Genomic DNA, 15,454 nt, shown 5'->3' on the forward strand with positions numbered 1-15,454 from the left:
ATGACCCGCACCGCCCGCCCCCGCCGCTACCTGATGTGCCGTCCGACCCACTTCGAGGTCGGCTACGCGATCAACCCGTGGATGGACCCGGCCAAGCCCGTCGACACCGCTCTCGCGGTCGCCCAGTGGGAGCGCCTGTACGAGCTCTACGTCGACCTCGGCCACCGCGTCGACCTGATCGACCCGCTGCCCGGCCTGCCCGACATGGTGTACGCGGCGAACGGCGCCACCGTCGTCGACGGCCGGGTGCTCGGCGCCCGGTTCCGCAACGCCGAGCGGGCCGCCGAGGGCCCGGCGTACCTGGAGTGGTTCCGGGCCCGCGGCTTCACCACCCACGACCCGGTGCACGTCAACGAGGGCGAGGGCGACCTGCTGCTCACCGACCGGTACCTGCTGGCCGGCCGGGGATTTCGCAGCGTCTCCGCCGGGCACGCCGAGGCGCAGGAGTTCCTCGGCCGCCCGGTGATCGGGCTCGACCTCGTCGACCCGCGCTTCTACCACCTGGACACCGCGCTCAGCGTGCTCGACGGCGACCTGGTCATGTACTACCCGGGCGCCTTCTCGGCCGGCAGCCGGGCGGTGCTGCGCCGGCTGTTCCCGGACGCCGTGCTGGTGGGGGAGGAGGACGCCGAGGCGTTCGGGCTCAACGCGGCCAGCGACGGGCTGAACGTGGTGCTCCCGGAGCCGGCCACCGGGGTCGCGGCCAGGCTGCGCGCGCACGGCTTCCGCCCGATCGGGATGGACCTGTCCGAGCTGCTCAAGGGCGGCGGCAGCGTGAAGTGCTGCACCCTGGAGCTCCGCGAGGCCCTCTGACCTGCACGGACGGGGATCGACGCCCCGATCGACGCGGCCGATCGACGCACGCTGCTCTTGCGTCGATCGGCCGTTGAACGCCCCTTGCCATGCTGATCACGTCAACAGGAGGACCCCCTCCCACCGGGGAGGACGACCCTAGGAGCAGTCATGGCGAAGCGTTCGACGATCGGTACCGCCCGGATCAGCCTGGCCGTCGCGGGCCTCGGCCTCGGCGCCCTGCTCGCCCTCGGCGCGGCCGGCACCGCGATGGCCGACGGCGCGGCGACCGGCACGGGCACCGGCACCACCGCCCCCACCGCCACGCCGACCCCGACCCCCACCGCGACCGACGGCAGCGGCCACTCGGACTGGAACAGCACCGGCTCCTGAGCCCCGGCAGCACCGACGGCCCCGCGCAGAACCGTTTCTGCCCCCCGCTTGAACCGACCTCACGGATCCACCAGCGCGAACGCCGGCTCCGCCAGCAGACCCGCCACCTCGGCGGCCTCCGGAAGCCCCAGCCGCCGGAAGATCCCGTACGCCTCCCGCAGCCGAGCCCCCGCCTCGGCCCCGCGCCCGAGGTCCGCCAGCGCACAGCCCAGCACCACCAGCGCCTGCGCCTGGTCCCGCTCGGCCCCCAGCTCCACGCAGAGCTCCAGCGCCTGCTCCGCGTGCTCCAGCGCCTCGTCCGCCCGGCCCAGCTCGCGCAGACTGTCCGCCAGCCGGTAGCGCGCATGCGCGGCCCGGTCCCGCAGCCCGGCCGCCACCGACACCGCCAGGCACTCGCCGAACCAGGTCACCGCCTCCTCGTGCCGCCCCAGCGCGTGCAGCGCCAGCCCCAGTACGTACAGCGTGTACGCCCGGCCCGCGTCGTCCTGCCGGGTCCGCAGCTCGGCCAGCACCTCGTGGCAGATCGTCACCGCCTCGTCCGCCCGGCCGCTGCGCACCCGCGCCAGCGCCGCGTTCACCGTCGTCACCAGCGCGCCGGAGCGGTGCCCCAGCCGGTTGGCCAGCAGCAGCGCCTCGTCGTAGTGGTCCACCGCCTCGTCGTAGCGGCTCAGGAACTGGCAGATCAGCCCGAGGTCGTTGAGCGCCTGCCGCAGCACCACCGAGTCCCCGGCCGCGCGGGCCGCCTCCACCGCCCGCCGGGACGCCGCCTCGGCCGCGTCCAGCCGGGTCGCGGCCAGCGCGACGTTGCCGCGCAGGAAGTGCGCCCGCCCCTCCGCCCGGACGTCGCCGTCCCGGGCGGCGGCCTCGGCCAGCGCGTCGGCCGTCGCGGCGAGCTGACGGCTCGGCGGGGTGAGCACGAACGGGGTGAGCGCGATCAGCAGGTCGATCGCCGCCCGCAGCGCCGGCCCCCGCCCGGCGGCGGTGTCCGCGGCCACCTGCGCCGCCAGCGCCACCGCGCCCGTCCCCTCGACACCCGCCCACTCGCGCGCGGCGTCCCGGCCGGACAGCGGGACACCGGGGGAGCGCGCCGGGCCGAGCGCGCCCGCCGCCGGGTCGCCCGGCACGGCGTGCTGGAAGGCGGTGCAGGCGGTGGCCAGCAGATGGTCCAGCAGCCGGTCCCGGGCCGCCACCGCCTCCCCGCCCCCGTCCGCCCCGCCGCCCGTTCCCCCGCCGGTGTCCGACCCCTGCGCCGGCCGCCGGCGCGCGAACGCCCGCAGCAGGTCGTGGTAGCGGTAGCGCCCCGGGAACGGCGACTCCACCATCGCCACGTCCACCAGCGCCTCCAACAGGTCCTCGGCGTCGTACTCGTCGAGGTCCAGCAGCGCGGCCGCCGCCGGCAGCCCGATGTCCGGCCCGTCCACCGAGGCCACCAGCCGGAACGCCCGGGCCTGGTCGTCCGTCAGCTGGCGGTAGCTCAGTTCGAAGGCCGCCGCCACCGCGAGGTCGCCGATCCGCAGCTCGTCGATCCGCCGCCGCTCCACCTGCAACCGGCGGCTGAGCGTCTCCACCGTCCAGCCCGGCCGCGCCGCCAGCCGGGCGGCCACGATCCGCACCGCCAGCGGCAGGTGCCCGCAGGCCACCACCAGCTCGCGCGCGGCGTCCGGCTCGGCGGCCAGCCGCTGCGCGCCGATCGTGCGGCCGAGCAGGTCCAGCGCCTCGTCCGGCTGGAAGACGTCCAGGTCGACCTGCACGGTCGCGGGCAGCCCGGCCGGTCTGGTCCGGCCGGTGGTGAGCACCGCGCAGCCGACCGCCCCCGGCAGCAGCGGCCGGATCTGCGCCGCGTCCTTGGCGTTGTCGAGCACCAGCAGCAGCCGCCGGCCGTCCACCACCGACCGGAACAGCGCCGAGCGCGCGTCCAGGCCGTCCGGCACCGCGTCCGCCGGCACTCCGAGCGCCACCAGGAAGCCGCTCAGCACCGCCTCCGGATCGGCCGGAACCGGGTCCGAGCCGCGCAGGTCCGCGTACAACTGGCCGTCCGGATAGGCCTCCCGGACGCGGTGCGCCACGTGCAGCGCCAGCGCCGTCTTGCCGACCCCGCCCATCCCGACCACGGTCGCCACCACCAGCGCCTGCTGCGGGCGCTCCGGCGCCCCGCCGTCCTCCGGGGGAGCGGCCAGCGCCTCGCACAGCACCCGCACCGGCGCCGTGCGGCCGGTGAAGTCGGCGGCGTCCGGCGGCAGCTGGGCCGGCCGCGGCGGCGCGCCGGACGGGCGGGCCGCCCGTCCGGACCGGGGCCCGTCGGCGTCGTCCCTGCCGTCCCTGCCGCTCGCGCCGTCCGCCACCGGCGCGCGCTCCCCGGCCGCACCCTCGGCCGCGACCGGGGCGGGGCCCGGCGCGGGCGCAGCACCGCCCGGCGCCTGCGGCGCGGCCAGCGCCGGGTCGCCCTCCAGGATCCGGCGGTGCAACTGCTCCAGCTCCGCGCCCGGCCCCACCCCCAGCTCCGCCAGGAACAGCTGCCGCACGCCACGGAACACCGCGAGCGCGTCCGCCTGCCGACCGGCCTGGTACAGCGCCCGCATCAGCAGCCCGTACGCCCGCTCGTGCAGCGGGTGCTCGGTGGTCAGCGCGGTCAGCTCGGGGATGCACCGCGAGTAGCGGCCCAGCGCCAGGTCCAGGCCGATCCGCTCCTCCAGCAGCGTCAGCCGCAGCTCCTCCAGCCGCTGCCGGTGCCGCTCCGCGAACGGCCCGGGTATTCCGGCCAGCGGCTCGCCCTGCCACAGCTCCAGCGCCTGGTTGAGCAGGTCGCGGGCGCGCAGCGGCTCCGCCCCGGCGGTCCGCTCCGCCTCGGCCGCCAGCGCCTCCGCCTGCGCCGCGTCCACCGCGAGCTTGGGCAGCACCAGCCGGTAGCCGTCGCCCATCGACACCAGGACACTGCCCGGCGCCTTCTCCGCGGGCTCCACGGAGTCCACCGCGTCCAGCACCTTGCGCCACCGCCACGCGTACGTCCGCACGGTGGTCATCGCCGCACTCGGCGGCTCCTCGCCCCACAGCGCCGCGATCAGGTCCGTGGCGCTCGCCGAATGACCGGGCCGCAGGAGCAGCACGGCCAGCATCGCCTGCTGCTGCGGGCTGCCCACCTTGAGCGCCGTCGCGCCGCGGTGAGCCCGCATCAGACCCAGTAAGGAAAAACGGAGATCGCCCATCCTGCCCCCTGCTGCCCAGGACAGTGCCCGCCCCGCTCGTGCACATGTCAGCTTCTGTGTGACGTAATCAACCACCAGGTCACACGCGGTGTCGAGGCTCCGTTGAGCCTGTGGTGACCGCGCGTTGAACCCGACCGGCCAGAATCACCGTGCCGGGGCCCGCCGGAGACGGTCCGGTCCGCCCCTCCTTCACCTCCCGCGGCCGGGTACCCCAGGTAGCCGGCCGTGATCGCCCCGCCCTCGGCCGTCGGAGGCGTCGGGCGCCATGACGATACCTTCGGAGGCGGACGTCCGTGAACACCGCTCTGCTGTACAACCTGCTCGACGTCGACCCGGCCGACGGGCCGGCCGAACTGCTCCACCGCGCCCGCGGCAGCCGTCACCTGCCCCACCTCGTGCTCTCCGCCCTCGCCCGCGACGGCGTCCGGATGGGCGAGCCCGCCCGCGCCGAACTGCGCCGCGCCCGCACCCGCGCAGACCTGTACGCCCGGCTCGCCGAGGACCTCGCCCGCTCCACCGGCGTCCGGGCCGTCCACGGCCTCCCGCTGGCCGGCTACTACCCGGCCGGCCTGCTCCGGCCCCAGGACTCCCTGGACCTGGTCGCCCCGGGCGAGGCCGCGCTCTGGCAGGCCGTCATCCGCCTGGTCACCGACCACCCCGTGGAGACCATCGACGTCACCCTCCTCGGCGAGCGCCCGCACCACACCGCCGTCACCGTCCGCTGGCCCGGCGAGGACCCGCTGCTCGACCCCTGGTACCGCGTCCACCTCACCACCGCCGCCCTCCCCGGCGACCGCGCCACCGTCCCCGTCCGCCCCTACCTCGTCGCGGACGACCACGTCGAGTGCCTGATCGCCCTCGCCGAGGCCCACCTGCACACACCCGTCGGCACGGACCTCGACCCGCTCACCCTCCTCGACCTCTGCTGTCTCACCCACCAGCCCTTCGAACCCGCCGAGACCGCCGCCGTCCTGGCCGCCTACCGCCTCGCCCCCGAGGCCGCCGCCCTCCTCGACCTCGCCGCCACCCGCCTCCCGCTCGGCACCCTCGCCGCCGTCCGCACCGCCCTCACCCCCGAACTCGCCCCCGAACACCGCCGCCGCAGCGAGGCCGCCGCCACCCCCCGCCTGCCCGCCCGCCACGGCACCCTGCTGCGCCGCACCGTCATCCGCCACACCTGGGACGAGGCCCGCCTCCTCCCCGCCCCCGACCACACGACCCTCCTCCTCACCCCGGTCGCCGACTACCTCCTCGCCCCGGCCGACCGCACCACCGCCCTGGCGGCCCTCCAGCTCTGGGACGCCGCTCAGTGAGCGATCTCCTCCGCGTCACCCAGGTCCTCCACGCGCACCGGCCGCAGCCCCTCGAACCACACCCCCACCCCGAACGGCTCACCGAAGGCCGGCCCCGCTTCGGCGAACCGCAGCATCCACCCGTCGGTGTAGACGTTCACCTCCGGTGAGTCCAGCGCCGCCTCCTCCTCCGTCACCCCCGACTCCGCACACACGAACCGCCGCGCGTCCGCCACCACCTCCTCCAGCCGCCCCAGCACCTCCCCGAGCAACTCCAGGTCCACCGCCCCGACGTCCTCCCCCGCCTCCACCACGACGTTGACCTCCACCGCCCACCGCCCCGGCTCGGCCACCCCCCAGACCACCAACCCACCCGGCCCGTCACACACCCGCACCAGCGGCCCGACGCTCATGTCCGTCTCCCTTCTCCGGCCCGATTCCCCGCCACTGAGCCTAGGCTGGTCGTTCCGGGGATCTCCGACGAGAGGCGGGCGGCATGGCGGGCGAGCGGGCTGAGCTCGGGGTGATCGGCGGGTCGGGGCTGTACGCGCTGCTCGACGACGTGGCCGAGGTGGCCGTCGACACGCCGTACGGGGCGGCGAGTGACTCGGTGTTCGTCGGGGAGGTCGGCGGCCGGCGGGTGGCGTTCCTGCCGCGGCACGGGCGGGCGCACGGGATCCCGCCGCACCGGATCAACTACCGGGCCAACCTCTGGGCGCTGCACGCGCTCGGGGTGCGGCAGGTGCTCGGGCCGTGCGCGGTGGGCGGATTGCGGCCGGAGTACGGGCCGGGGACGCTGCTCGTGCCGGACCAGTTCGTGGACCGCACCGCCGCCCGGGCGCAGACCTTCTACGACGGCGTGCCGCTGCCGGACGGCTCGGTGCCGGGCGTGGTGCACGCGCCGATGGCGGACCCGTACTGCCCGGCGGGGCGGGCCGCGGTGCTGGGCGCGGCGCGCGGGGCCGGCTGGGAGCCGGTGGACGGCGGCACGCTGGTGGTGATCGAGGGCCCGCGCTTCTCCACCCGCGCCGAGTCGCGCTGGTTCACCGCGAACGGCTGGTCGACGGTCGGCATGACGGGCCACCCGGAGGCGGTGCTGGCCCGCGAACTCGGGCTCTGCTACACCTCGTTGAACCTGGTCACCGACCTGGACGCGGGCGTGGAGAGCGGCGCCGGCGTCACCCACGCGGAGGTCCTGGAGGTGTTCGGCCGCAACGTCGACCGGCTGCGCACCGTCCTGTTCAAGGCCCTGGAGGCGCTGCCCGTCGACCGTACCTGCCCGTGCCGCCGGGCCCTCGACGGCTTCACCCCCGGCCTGCCCGGTGTGCCGGGGGAGTGACCCGCCCCGGTCCTCAGCCGTCGAGCAGCGCCCGCAGCCACCGCTCCTCGCGCCGCTCGATGTACCCGGTGTTCGCCAGCCAGGTGTCCCCGTGCCCCTCCTGCCACAGGCGCGTCCACGGCTGGACGCCGCGCCCCGCCCGCTCGCGCAGGAAGTCGTGCATGGCCCGGGTGCGCCGCCCCAGCAGCGGCACCAGCCGGCGCCGCTCGCCCTCGTCGAGCCCGTAGGCGTCGACGAAGGCGCGCAGCCGCTCGGCGGCGTCGGCGTCGGCGCGCCGGAAGGCGGGGTCGGCGGCCAGCGGGAGGAAGCCGTGCGCGGCGTAGGCGAGGTCCCAGAGCCGGGAGCCGGGCGCGGCCGTGTCCCAGTCGATGAAGGCCCACCGGTCGGGCCCCTCGTCGATCACCAGGTTCCACGGCGCGAGGTCCTGGTGGGCGATGATCTCGCCGGCCGCCGCGGTGTCGTCCCGCATCAGCACCTGCCACCGCGCGTCGGCCGGCGGCGTGAACCCGGCCGCGGCGTCGTGGAACTCCCTGATCAGCCGGGCCACCCGGGCCAACCGGGCCACCGGCTCCAGCACGGCGAGCCCCTCGCCGTCCCCGACCACCCGGCCCGGTACGAAGCCCAGCACCTCCCGCCCCTGCCCGTCGATGCCGAGCGGGCGCGGCGCGGCCCGGAACCCCACCTCGTACAGGTGGGTCAGCAGCGCGTGCACGGCGGGCGTCCACGGTCCGGCGGGGCGCCGCACGGTGTCCCCGACCCGCACGACACCGGCCGTGGCGTTCCCACCGGTCAGCCGCTCCTCGGCGGGCGCCTCTCGTTCGTCCACGCGCGGACCCTATCGACCCCGCCGGCCGGGCGCACCCGAAAATCCGGTGGCAGCCGTGCCCCTCACGGACGATCATGTCCGGAATGAGCGACCAACCCGAACGCTGGACCCTGGCGACCGTCTACCCCGACATGTGGATGGACCCGGCCGACGATCCGCGCGACAACGAGGGCCCGGCCCCGGACGGCGAACTTCCGACCCTGCGGGACGCGATCACCAACTACCGGCTCACCCTGCGCCTGAAGTGCCAGGGCCTGGACGCCGAGCAGCTGGCGCGCCGTTCGGTGCCTCCGTCGACGATGTCGCTGCTCGGACTGGTCCGCCACCTCGCCGAGGTGGAGCGCGACTGGCACAACTGGATCACCGACGGCGAGCCGCTGCCCAAGCTGTACGGCGCGCGCGACGCCGACTTCCACGGGGCCGTCGCCGACCAGGCCGTGGTGGACGCCGCGTTCGCCGACCTGGAGCGCGAGCAGGCCGCCCTGGACGCCACCCTCGCCCGCCACTCCGACGACCTCGGCAGGCGCCTGGGCCGGCAGCACCTCGCGGTGCGCGAGGTGCTGGTGCACATGATCGACGAGTACGCCCGGCACTGCGGCCACGCCGACCTGCTGCGCGAGTGCGTCGACGGCCGGGTCGGCCAGTAGGCACCGCACGCCGCCGAGGGCCCGTCGAGGCCGGGCCCTCGGCGGTGCGAGTGATCGTGGCAGGTGTCGCGTCCGGCGCTGCGCGGCGGCGCACGCCCGTCTCCCTACCGTGTGCCCCATGACAACTTCGGACGACGGTCCCCAGGCCACCGCACCCCGGCCGACCCGCCCACCCCGGGCGGCGCCCGCCGGCGACGGGCCCGCGCTCCCGACGCCCAGCGGCTGGTTCTGCCTCGCCCTCTCCCGTGAACTGCGCCCGGGCGCCGTGCTGACCCGGCGCTTCGCGGCCGAGGACGTCGTCCTCTACCGCACCCGCCGCGGCGAGGTCCGCGCCACCCGCCCCTACTGCCCCCACATGGGCGCCCACCTCGGCTACGGCAGCACGGTCGAGGGCGACACGCTGGTCTGCCCGTTCCACCGCTTCGCCTTCGGGGCCGACGGCGCCTGCGTCAGCGATCCGGACGGCGTGCCGCTGCGCACCGGGGTCGAGCACCTCCCGGTCCTCGAACGCAACGGCTTCCTCCACGTCTGGCACGGCCACGACGACGACCCGCCGACCTGGGAGCTGCCCGCCCTCCCCGGCGCGCAGGTGCGGCCCACGGCGCACTGGGCCGTCGAGGTGGACACCCACCCGCAGGAGGTCATGGAGAACGTCGCCGACTACCGGCACCTCGGCACGCTCCACCGCCTCGCCGTGCGGCAGGTGACGCCGCCCACGCCCGAAGGGCCGTACCTGCGGACGAACCTGCGCTCCACCGCGGGCCGGATCCCGGTCTTCGGCGGGCTCTCCTGGGAGAAGTCGACGCTGATGGCGGGCCTCGGGTGGACGCTCACCCAGCTCGAACTGCCGCGCTTCGGCATGGCCGTCCACCTCTGGGGCCTGCCCACCCCGATCGGCCCCTGGCGGACGGTGCTGCGGGTCGCGGCGGCCTGCGAGATCACCGACCCGGGCCGCGTACCGGGCCTGAACCTCCCGGCCGCCCGCACGGCACTGACCAGGGCCGTCGCCCGCTCCACGCTGCGGATGACGGCCAGGGTCATCCGTCAGGACGTGCCGATCTGGAACCACAAGCGCTACGAGCCCCGGCCCCGGCTCGCCGCCGGGGACCAGTCCGTCGGCATCTACCGGCACTGGGCCCGCCAGTTCTACCGGCCCGGCATGAACTGACCGGCGCGGTGGTCCCCGTGCCCCCCGACCACGGGGACCACCGCCGGTTGACTAGCGCACCGGCTGCGGCGCCGGCCGGGCCGCGCGGGCCTTCCGGGGCGCCGAACCGGGCACGGCGGCGGCTGCGCCGAGCGCCGTGCCGCGGGTCTCCTCGGCCCAGAGCACCGAGACCAGCAGGCCGCACGCGGTGACGCCGGCGGCGATCAGCATGGTCGGTCCGGTGCCGATGCCGCTCAGCGACAGCGGCAGCAGATAGGTGCCGACGGCCGCGCCGATCCGGCTGACCGAGGTGGCCACGCCGACGGCGGTGGCCCGGACCTCGGTGGGGAACAGCTCGTTGGGGTAGGTCCAGTCGAGCACGTTCGGCCCGCCGCACAGGAAGGCGTACGCGCAGAGCGCGACGACCACGACGGCGGCCGGGGCGTCCGGGAAGAGGCCCAGCACGGCGAGCGGGACGATCATCAGCGCGAAGGAGCGGATGATCACCGGGCGGCGGCCCCAGGTGTCGATCAGGCGCAGCGCGGGGTAGCAGCCGAGCAGGAAGACCAGGCTGATCAGGCCGGTGCCGAGGGTTTCGAGCACCGTGCCGCCCGGCATGCCGAAGGCCTCCAGGAGCTGCGGCCCGAAGGTGAGCATCGCGAACAGCGGGCCGACCTGGCAGAGGAAGAAGAGCCCGCAGAAGAGCGTCCGCCGCCGGTAGGGCGGGGTCATCAGCAGCCGCAGGCCGGTCGGGGCGCCGGGGGCGGTGGGCTCGGGCATCAGCTCGCGGCCGTCGACCTTGACCCCGAGGTGCTTCTCGACCAGGCGGACGGCGTCGCCGACCCGGCCGTTGGCGGCCAGCCAGCGCGGCGACTCGGGCGAGCCGCGGCGGATCACCAGGAACACCACGCACAGCACGGCGGAGCTGCCGAGCATCCAGCGCCAGCTGCCGGGGCCGCCGATCGTCAGGAAGAGGTAGCCGGTCACGTAGGCGAGCACGGCGCCGGCGTACCAGGCGATGATCTGCTGACCGAGCAGCCGCCCGCGGTGCTTGGCGGGCAGCCACTCGGCGAGCAGGGACGTCGCGATGGGGTAGTCGGCGGCCACCGCCATGCCGAGGACGAAGCGCAGCAGGGTGAGCGCCCAGACCGCGTCGACCCAGAAGGACAGCACCGAGCAGACGATCATCACGAGCAGGTCGGCGGTGTACATCACCTCCCGCCCGATCTTGTCGGTCAGCACGCCGAACAGCGCGCCGCCGACGAACATGCCGACCAGCGCGGCGGCGCCGATCAGGCTGACGTCGGCGGTGGAGAGCCCCAGTTCGGGGCGCATGCCGATGAGGGCGACGCCCACGATGCTCAGGATGTACCCGTCGAGCAGCGGTCCACCGGAGCAGGCGAGCGCGAGCCTGCGGTGGAAGGCGGTATACGGGGCGTTGTCGATAGTGCGGGACATTCGTTCGGGTCCTCCGGAGCGCACCGCGTGCTGTCGCACCCGTGCGCCGCGTAGACGGTCGTTGGCGGACCGCCGGTGGCGGCGGTCCGCTCGCCCGGGTGTCCACCGGGCGACCGTCCACAGTTGCCCGGGTCGGAAGGGTGTCCCCCGGGGGCGAAGGTCAGGGGAAAACAGGGCGAAGGTCCTGAATCGGACGGGCCCTCGGCCTGTGCGGAGTGGCCTTCCGCCCCGCAATACCGGGCCGGAGGCGGACCGGCGGGCGTGCCGCGGAGCCGAGTGTGACGCTCGGCACCAACCAGGCTGCCGCCGCCGACCGCCCGATCAGCACGCCGGACGCCGGACGCCGGACGTCGCCGCCGGACGTCTTGAGCGGCGCCACTTCCCGGGGGCGCCGATCAAGTGACAATGAGAGCACGAAACGTGAGCGACAGCCCGAGGGGGAACATGGCCGGCATCGGCATCATCGTTGGCGGTAAGCAGCCCGAGAAGCACGAGTTGCTGCTGCGGTCGGCCGCGGTCACGGCGGAGGTGTTCAGGGTCAACGGCCATGAGGTCCGGTTGGCGGCAGCCGGTGATCCCCGCACCTTCGACGAACTCCGGGCCATGGACGTCGCCTTCCTCGGCCTGGCCGACGACTACGCGGAGCACGGGACGTTCCAGGGCGTGCTGGAGACCATGGGCATCCCCTACACCGGATCCGGGATCGCGGAGAGTGCCCGGTCCATGCACAAGCCCGGCTCCAAGGAGCGCGTGGCCGCAGTCGGGGTCGACGTCCTGCCGCAGGTCGGGGGAGAGGAACTGGATGAAGCCGGGCCGGACGGGGCCCGGCTGGCCGCGGCCCGCATCGGCCTGCCGGCCATCGTCAAGCCCGAATCGGAGGGCTGCTCCGCCGGCATCTCCGTGGCGCACTCCCTGGAGGAGTTGGCCGCCACCTTGGCCCTGCACCGGGCGGAGGGCCGCAAGGTCTTCGTCGAGCCGTTCATCGCCGGACGGTCCGTCACCGTGGGGGTGCTCCAGGACGCCGACGGCACCTGCGGCACGCTGCCGGTCCTGGAGATCGAGTCGGAGCGGGAGTTCTCCGACCACGACGCCAAGCACGGCCACTCGTCCACCCGCGTCTGCCCGGCCGACATTCCGGCCGGAGTCGCCGCCCGGGTGGCCGAAGCGGCGGTGATCGCGCATCAGGCCCTGGGCTGCACGGGGTACTCCCGCAGCGACTTCGTCCTCGCGGCGGACGGCCGGGCGTACTGGCTCGAACTCAACGCGCTCCCCTCGCTGCGCGAGAAGGCCAGCTTCGCGACCGCGGCCGGCGCCGCCGGCATCACGTACGGCGACCTCATGCTGAGGGTCCTCTCCACCTCGGCGTACGAGTCGGGATCACCTACCCGCGCCCGACTGCGGTCCTCGCCGACCGCGCCGGCCTCCGAAGGCGCCCAGTAGGGGTTCACCCAGTCCGGGAGGCAGCGGAAGAAAGCGGACCCTCGCCGCCCCGGCCAAGGGGGCGCGGGCCGGAGCCGTCCGGCCCGCGCCCGTAGACTGCGGGTCCGCGAGCCGGACAGGGTGAGGACCAGATGGACTACTGCCGCCACGAGTTGAGCAACTGCGCGGACTGCGCCCCGCGTGTGCAGCCCCGCCGGGGTGTCCCCGGCGCGGAGTGGGACGGGTGGCCGCTGTCCGCGATCATCGTGCACGAGAGCGGGAAGGCCCACCTGCCCGGCTGCACGCACATCGTCCCGGCCGACGTCGAACCGCCCGTCTACGGCTGGGTGCTCGACCCCGCTCCGGGCGCGTGGCGCCGGCTCTCGGAGTCCAGCCCGCTCCAGGCCACCGGGGGCAACACCAAGCGCGCCGCGGTGAGTCGCTGTCAGACCTGCGACGCCACCCGGTAGGGCGGCCTGCGGCGCGACCGGCCGCTCGGCACAGGCGGAGGGGCTCGAACCCCCGGCACGCGGCTTTGGAGGCCGCTGCTCTTCCAACTGAGCTACACCTGCGAATCCCGTGATTCACGGCACGGGCACCTCGTCCGGACGGCAGGGCTCGAACCTGCGACCTCTCCACCAGGGAAGCGCTCTCTGTCCATCTGAGCTACATCCGGTCCCGGCCGCTGCCTGTGGCCGTTGCCCTTCATCCTGGAGCACGCCCCACCGGGCGTCCACCGGTTATCCCGCGAGGGCTATTCGGCGGGGATGCCCCGGAGGAGGAAGGGGAGGTGGCTGCCGCGGGTGAGGGCGGTGAGGGCCTGGGTGGTGCGGCGGTGCTGTTCGGGGTCCATGGCGTCGGGGAGTTGGGCGGGGTGGAGCCAGTGGACGGCGGTGATGGTGTGGGGCGGGCGGTGGCGGGCGACGATCGTCTCCTGCGCGCTGGTCAGCCTCCCGCCCCAGTAGACGAAGTTGACGCCCTCGGGGAGGACTCGGGCGTCGACGTAGTCGGCGGCGAGGATGCGGCGGAGGGGGAGGACGAGGCCGGTTTCGGTCTCGGTGTGCCGGCGGGCGGCGAGGTGGGGGAGTTCGTCGGCCTCGGCGCTGCCGCCCGGGAGCATCAGGCCGGACTTGTAGGCCGTTCCGATGAGGAGGACGGCGCCGTCGCGGTTGAGGATGAGGGCCTGGTGGCCGAGGCGGCGGCGGGGCGGGGTGGTGAGGATGGCGGGGAGTTGGTTGAGCATGGGGGCTCCTAGCTTTTGTCGGAGGAGATCCAGGTGAAGCAGGCGGGGAGGCCTGCGGAGATTCCGGCCGAGAGGATCAGCCCGAAGATGAGGAGTTGCGGCCCGAGCGGCCCGTTACGGATGGGCCAGCAGACGAGTGAGGCGGCGAGGGTGGAGAGGGTCGGCACACCGAGGACGGTGGCGACCAGCTTGAGGGCCCGGTTCACGCCACGTCGGCGGTGCGGGGCCGGCTGGGGTGCTGGACGTCGATGAAGCGGGGGGAGGGGAGGGGCTGGACGGCTTCGGGCGCGGTGGTCCACTCACAGCCGCCGGATTCGGGGCGGAGGTAGACGAGCCCGGCGAGGTTGTCCATGTAGACGCCCTCGACCGGATTGCCGGTGAAGTCCCGGTGCCCGAGGTCCCGGACGACCTCGCCGACGGTGGGGGAGTAAATGGACATGGGGGCTCCATTGGTTGCGCAGGGTCCCCGATCTCTCACGGGGTGTAGCCATGGTGGCCCGTGCCGGTTTACGATGGCCAGGGTCTAACCTTGACCGTTCCGACGAGTTAGTTGGTGGCAATCGCTGTGGCTGAACTCGAGATTGACGCGACCTCTACTCCCCTTGTTCGCTTTGGCGTAGAACTTCGCAGGTCGCGGAGGGCTATGCGTTGGTCGCAAGTCGAGCTTGGGCGGCGGATGGGCTACTCCGATGCCATGATCTCGTACATCGAACGAGCTAAGAAGAAGGTAACCTCTAACTTCGCAGTGAAGGCCGATGAGGTGTTCGAAACCGGCGGAACCTTCTATGAGTTGTGGCGAAGGATTGCTAAGGCCAGCCTGCTGGAGGGCTTCCCTGAGTTCGCCGATGCGGAGTCGCGGTGCCGTCGCTTACGGACCTTCGCGTTGACCATTGTCACGGGACTTCTTCAAGTTCCGGAGTACGCAGAAGCCTTGGCTTCTGCGGCCGTCGAACGTGGAGCGATCACGCAGGCGGAGGCCGAGGAGCGAGTCGACGTTCTCGTGGCTCGACAGCGGTTGTTGGAGCGGCAGAAGTTGCCGCTCATCCATGCGGTGCTGGACGAGAGCTGCCTGGCCCGTGTTGTCGGTGGGCGAGCGGTCATGCTGAAGCAGTTGGATCGCATCGAGGAGTTGGCCACGCGCTCGAACGTCACCATTCAGGTGGCTCCTTTCAGCCTGGGCGAGAACCTTCCGTTCGCTCTTCCGGTGACGTTGTTGGACCTGCCGGACGGTGCGGTCGTCGGGTATGCCGAATCGCATGCGCGCGGCCATCTTGAGCGAGTTCGCGAAACGGTCACGGCCTGGGAGAGGCAGTACGATCAGCTTGTGGTTGAAGCGCTGCCAAAGGCGGCGTCCCTGACACTGATCGATAAGGCTCGAAGGGAGCTTGCCTCATGAACCCTGACCTGTCCGGCGTGTCCTGGATCAAGTCGTCGTACTCCACCAACGGCGGTGAGTGCGTGGAGGTCTCCGCGAGCTTCTCGGGCGCCGTCCCCGTCCGTGACTCCAAGGATCCCTCTGGCGCGGCCCTCGTCTTCCCCGCCTCTGCCTGGCGGTCCTTCGTCGCCGCAGTCCAGGCGGGCGAGTTCCCCACCGTCTGACGCAAGCTCATTGTGCGGGCCCCGACCGGCTTCCCGGTCGGGGCCCGCTGCTTGGGGTGCCGCGCTACCGTGCTTGCATGAAGCCGAACGCCTCAA

17 protein-coding genes and 2 tRNA genes are annotated in these 15,454 nt (G+C 74.0%); 10 read left to right on the forward strand and 9 right to left on the reverse strand.

The genetic code is table 11. From position 1 onward, the window contains the following. Positions 1–813 carry a dimethylargininase gene (gene ddaH / locus ACFU74_RS06995; RefSeq protein WP_380752969.1) on the forward strand — a complete coding sequence of 271 codons (813 nt, stop codon included), beginning with the start codon at positions 1–3 and terminating at the stop codon, positions 811–813. 150 nt (positions 814–963) lie between these two features. After that, the gene (locus tag ACFU74_RS07000; RefSeq protein ID WP_380752971.1) at positions 964–1,185 is read left to right on the forward strand and encodes a hypothetical protein; all 222 of its coding nucleotides are present in this window, start codon (positions 964–966) and stop codon (positions 1,183–1,185) included. Between the two features lie 59 nt (positions 1,186–1,244). On the opposite strand, the gene ACFU74_RS07005 is transcribed toward ACFU74_RS07000, so the two are convergent. Next, entirely contained in the window at positions 1,245–4,355 is a 3,111-nt protein-coding gene (locus ACFU74_RS07005; RefSeq protein WP_380752974.1) for a BTAD domain-containing putative transcriptional regulator, read from the reverse strand. Positions 4,356–4,681: 326 nt separating this feature from the next. On the opposite strand from ACFU74_RS07005, the gene ACFU74_RS07010 reads away from it, so the two are divergent. Beyond that, a complete protein-coding gene (locus ACFU74_RS07010) occupies positions 4,682–5,701 on the forward strand; it encodes a hypothetical protein (protein ID WP_380752977.1) in 1,020 nt (339 codons plus the stop codon). On the opposite strand, the gene ACFU74_RS07015 is transcribed toward ACFU74_RS07010, so the two are convergent. After that, on the reverse strand, positions 5,695–6,093 hold the full coding sequence (locus tag ACFU74_RS07015) for a hypothetical protein (protein ID WP_380752980.1): 399 nt from the start codon (positions 6,091–6,093) through the stop codon (positions 5,695–5,697). The genes ACFU74_RS07010 and ACFU74_RS07015 overlap by 7 nt on opposite strands. A gap of 83 nt (positions 6,094–6,176) precedes the next feature. Here ACFU74_RS07015 and ACFU74_RS07020 point away from each other — a divergent pair, with 83 nt between their 5' ends. After that, a complete protein-coding gene (locus tag ACFU74_RS07020) occupies positions 6,177–7,019 on the forward strand; it encodes an S-methyl-5'-thioadenosine phosphorylase (protein WP_380752983.1) in 843 nt (280 codons plus the stop codon). A 13-nt stretch (positions 7,020–7,032) separates the two neighbouring features. Here the strand turns inward: ACFU74_RS07020 and ACFU74_RS07025 are convergent, their stop codons facing one another. Then, the gene (locus ACFU74_RS07025) at positions 7,033–7,845 is read right to left on the reverse strand and encodes a phosphotransferase (RefSeq protein WP_380752986.1); all 813 of its coding nucleotides are present in this window, start codon (positions 7,843–7,845) and stop codon (positions 7,033–7,035) included. A gap of 83 nt (positions 7,846–7,928) precedes the next feature. Here ACFU74_RS07025 and ACFU74_RS07030 point away from each other — a divergent pair, with 83 nt between their 5' ends. After that, complete coding sequence (locus tag ACFU74_RS07030; RefSeq protein WP_380752989.1) at positions 7,929–8,492, forward strand: DinB family protein; 564 nt, start codon at positions 7,929–7,931, stop codon at positions 8,490–8,492. 118 nt (positions 8,493–8,610) lie between these two features. Beyond that, complete coding sequence (locus ACFU74_RS07035; protein ID WP_380752992.1) at positions 8,611–9,660, forward strand: Rieske 2Fe-2S domain-containing protein; 1,050 nt, start codon at positions 8,611–8,613, stop codon at positions 9,658–9,660. A 51-nt stretch (positions 9,661–9,711) separates the two neighbouring features. Here the strand turns inward: ACFU74_RS07035 and ACFU74_RS07040 are convergent, their stop codons facing one another. Then, positions 9,712–11,097 carry an MFS transporter gene (locus ACFU74_RS07040; RefSeq protein WP_380752995.1) on the reverse strand — a complete coding sequence of 462 codons (1,386 nt, stop codon included), beginning with the start codon at positions 11,095–11,097 and terminating at the stop codon, positions 9,712–9,714. Between the two features lie 420 nt (positions 11,098–11,517). Between ACFU74_RS07040 and ACFU74_RS07045 the strand changes: the two genes are divergently transcribed. After that, complete coding sequence (locus ACFU74_RS07045; protein ID WP_380752998.1) at positions 11,518–12,537, forward strand: hypothetical protein; 1,020 nt, start codon at positions 11,518–11,520, stop codon at positions 12,535–12,537. Positions 12,538–12,668: 131 nt separating this feature from the next. After that, complete coding sequence (locus tag ACFU74_RS07050; RefSeq protein WP_380753001.1) at positions 12,669–12,986, forward strand: hypothetical protein; 318 nt, start codon at positions 12,669–12,671, stop codon at positions 12,984–12,986. Between the two features lie 29 nt (positions 12,987–13,015). Here the strand turns inward: ACFU74_RS07050 and ACFU74_RS07055 are convergent. From ACFU74_RS07055 to ACFU74_RS07075, 5 genes are all read right to left on the reverse strand, one after another. Next, a tRNA-Trp gene (locus tag ACFU74_RS07055) sits at positions 13,016–13,088 on the reverse strand. A 31-nt stretch (positions 13,089–13,119) separates the two neighbouring features. Then, positions 13,120–13,192 (reverse strand) — tRNA-OTHER (locus ACFU74_RS07060). Positions 13,193–13,270: 78 nt separating this feature from the next. After that, positions 13,271–13,759 (reverse strand): NUDIX domain-containing protein, encoded by a 489-nt coding sequence (locus tag ACFU74_RS07065; protein ID WP_380753004.1) that lies wholly within the window; start codon positions 13,757–13,759, stop codon positions 13,271–13,273. 8 nt (positions 13,760–13,767) lie between these two features. Next, positions 13,768–13,965, reverse strand: coding sequence for a hypothetical protein (locus ACFU74_RS07070; protein WP_380753007.1), 198 nt, complete (start codon positions 13,963–13,965; stop codon positions 13,768–13,770). Beyond that, positions 13,962–14,198 carry a hypothetical protein gene (locus ACFU74_RS07075; protein WP_380753010.1) on the reverse strand — a complete coding sequence of 79 codons (237 nt, stop codon included), beginning with the start codon at positions 14,196–14,198 and terminating at the stop codon, positions 13,962–13,964. The genes ACFU74_RS07070 and ACFU74_RS07075 overlap by 4 nt, the downstream gene beginning before the upstream one ends. Positions 14,199–14,324: 126 nt before the next feature. On the opposite strand from ACFU74_RS07075, the gene ACFU74_RS07080 reads away from it, so the two are divergent. Together ACFU74_RS07080 and ACFU74_RS07085 are read left to right on the forward strand one after the other, a co-directional pair. Beyond that, complete coding sequence (locus ACFU74_RS07080; RefSeq protein ID WP_380753013.1) at positions 14,325–15,155, forward strand: helix-turn-helix domain-containing protein; 831 nt, start codon at positions 14,325–14,327, stop codon at positions 15,153–15,155. After that, positions 15,152–15,358: a DUF397 domain-containing protein gene (locus tag ACFU74_RS07085; protein ID WP_380753016.1), complete on the forward strand. Its 207-nt coding sequence runs from the start codon at positions 15,152–15,154 to the stop codon at positions 15,356–15,358. The genes ACFU74_RS07080 and ACFU74_RS07085 overlap by 4 nt, the downstream gene beginning before the upstream one ends. The last annotated feature ends 96 nt before the right edge of the window (positions 15,359–15,454 follow it).

It is taken from the genome of Kitasatospora sp. NPDC057500 (assembly GCF_042802195.1).
GTDB lineage: Bacteria > Actinomycetota > Actinomycetes > Streptomycetales > Streptomycetaceae > Kitasatospora.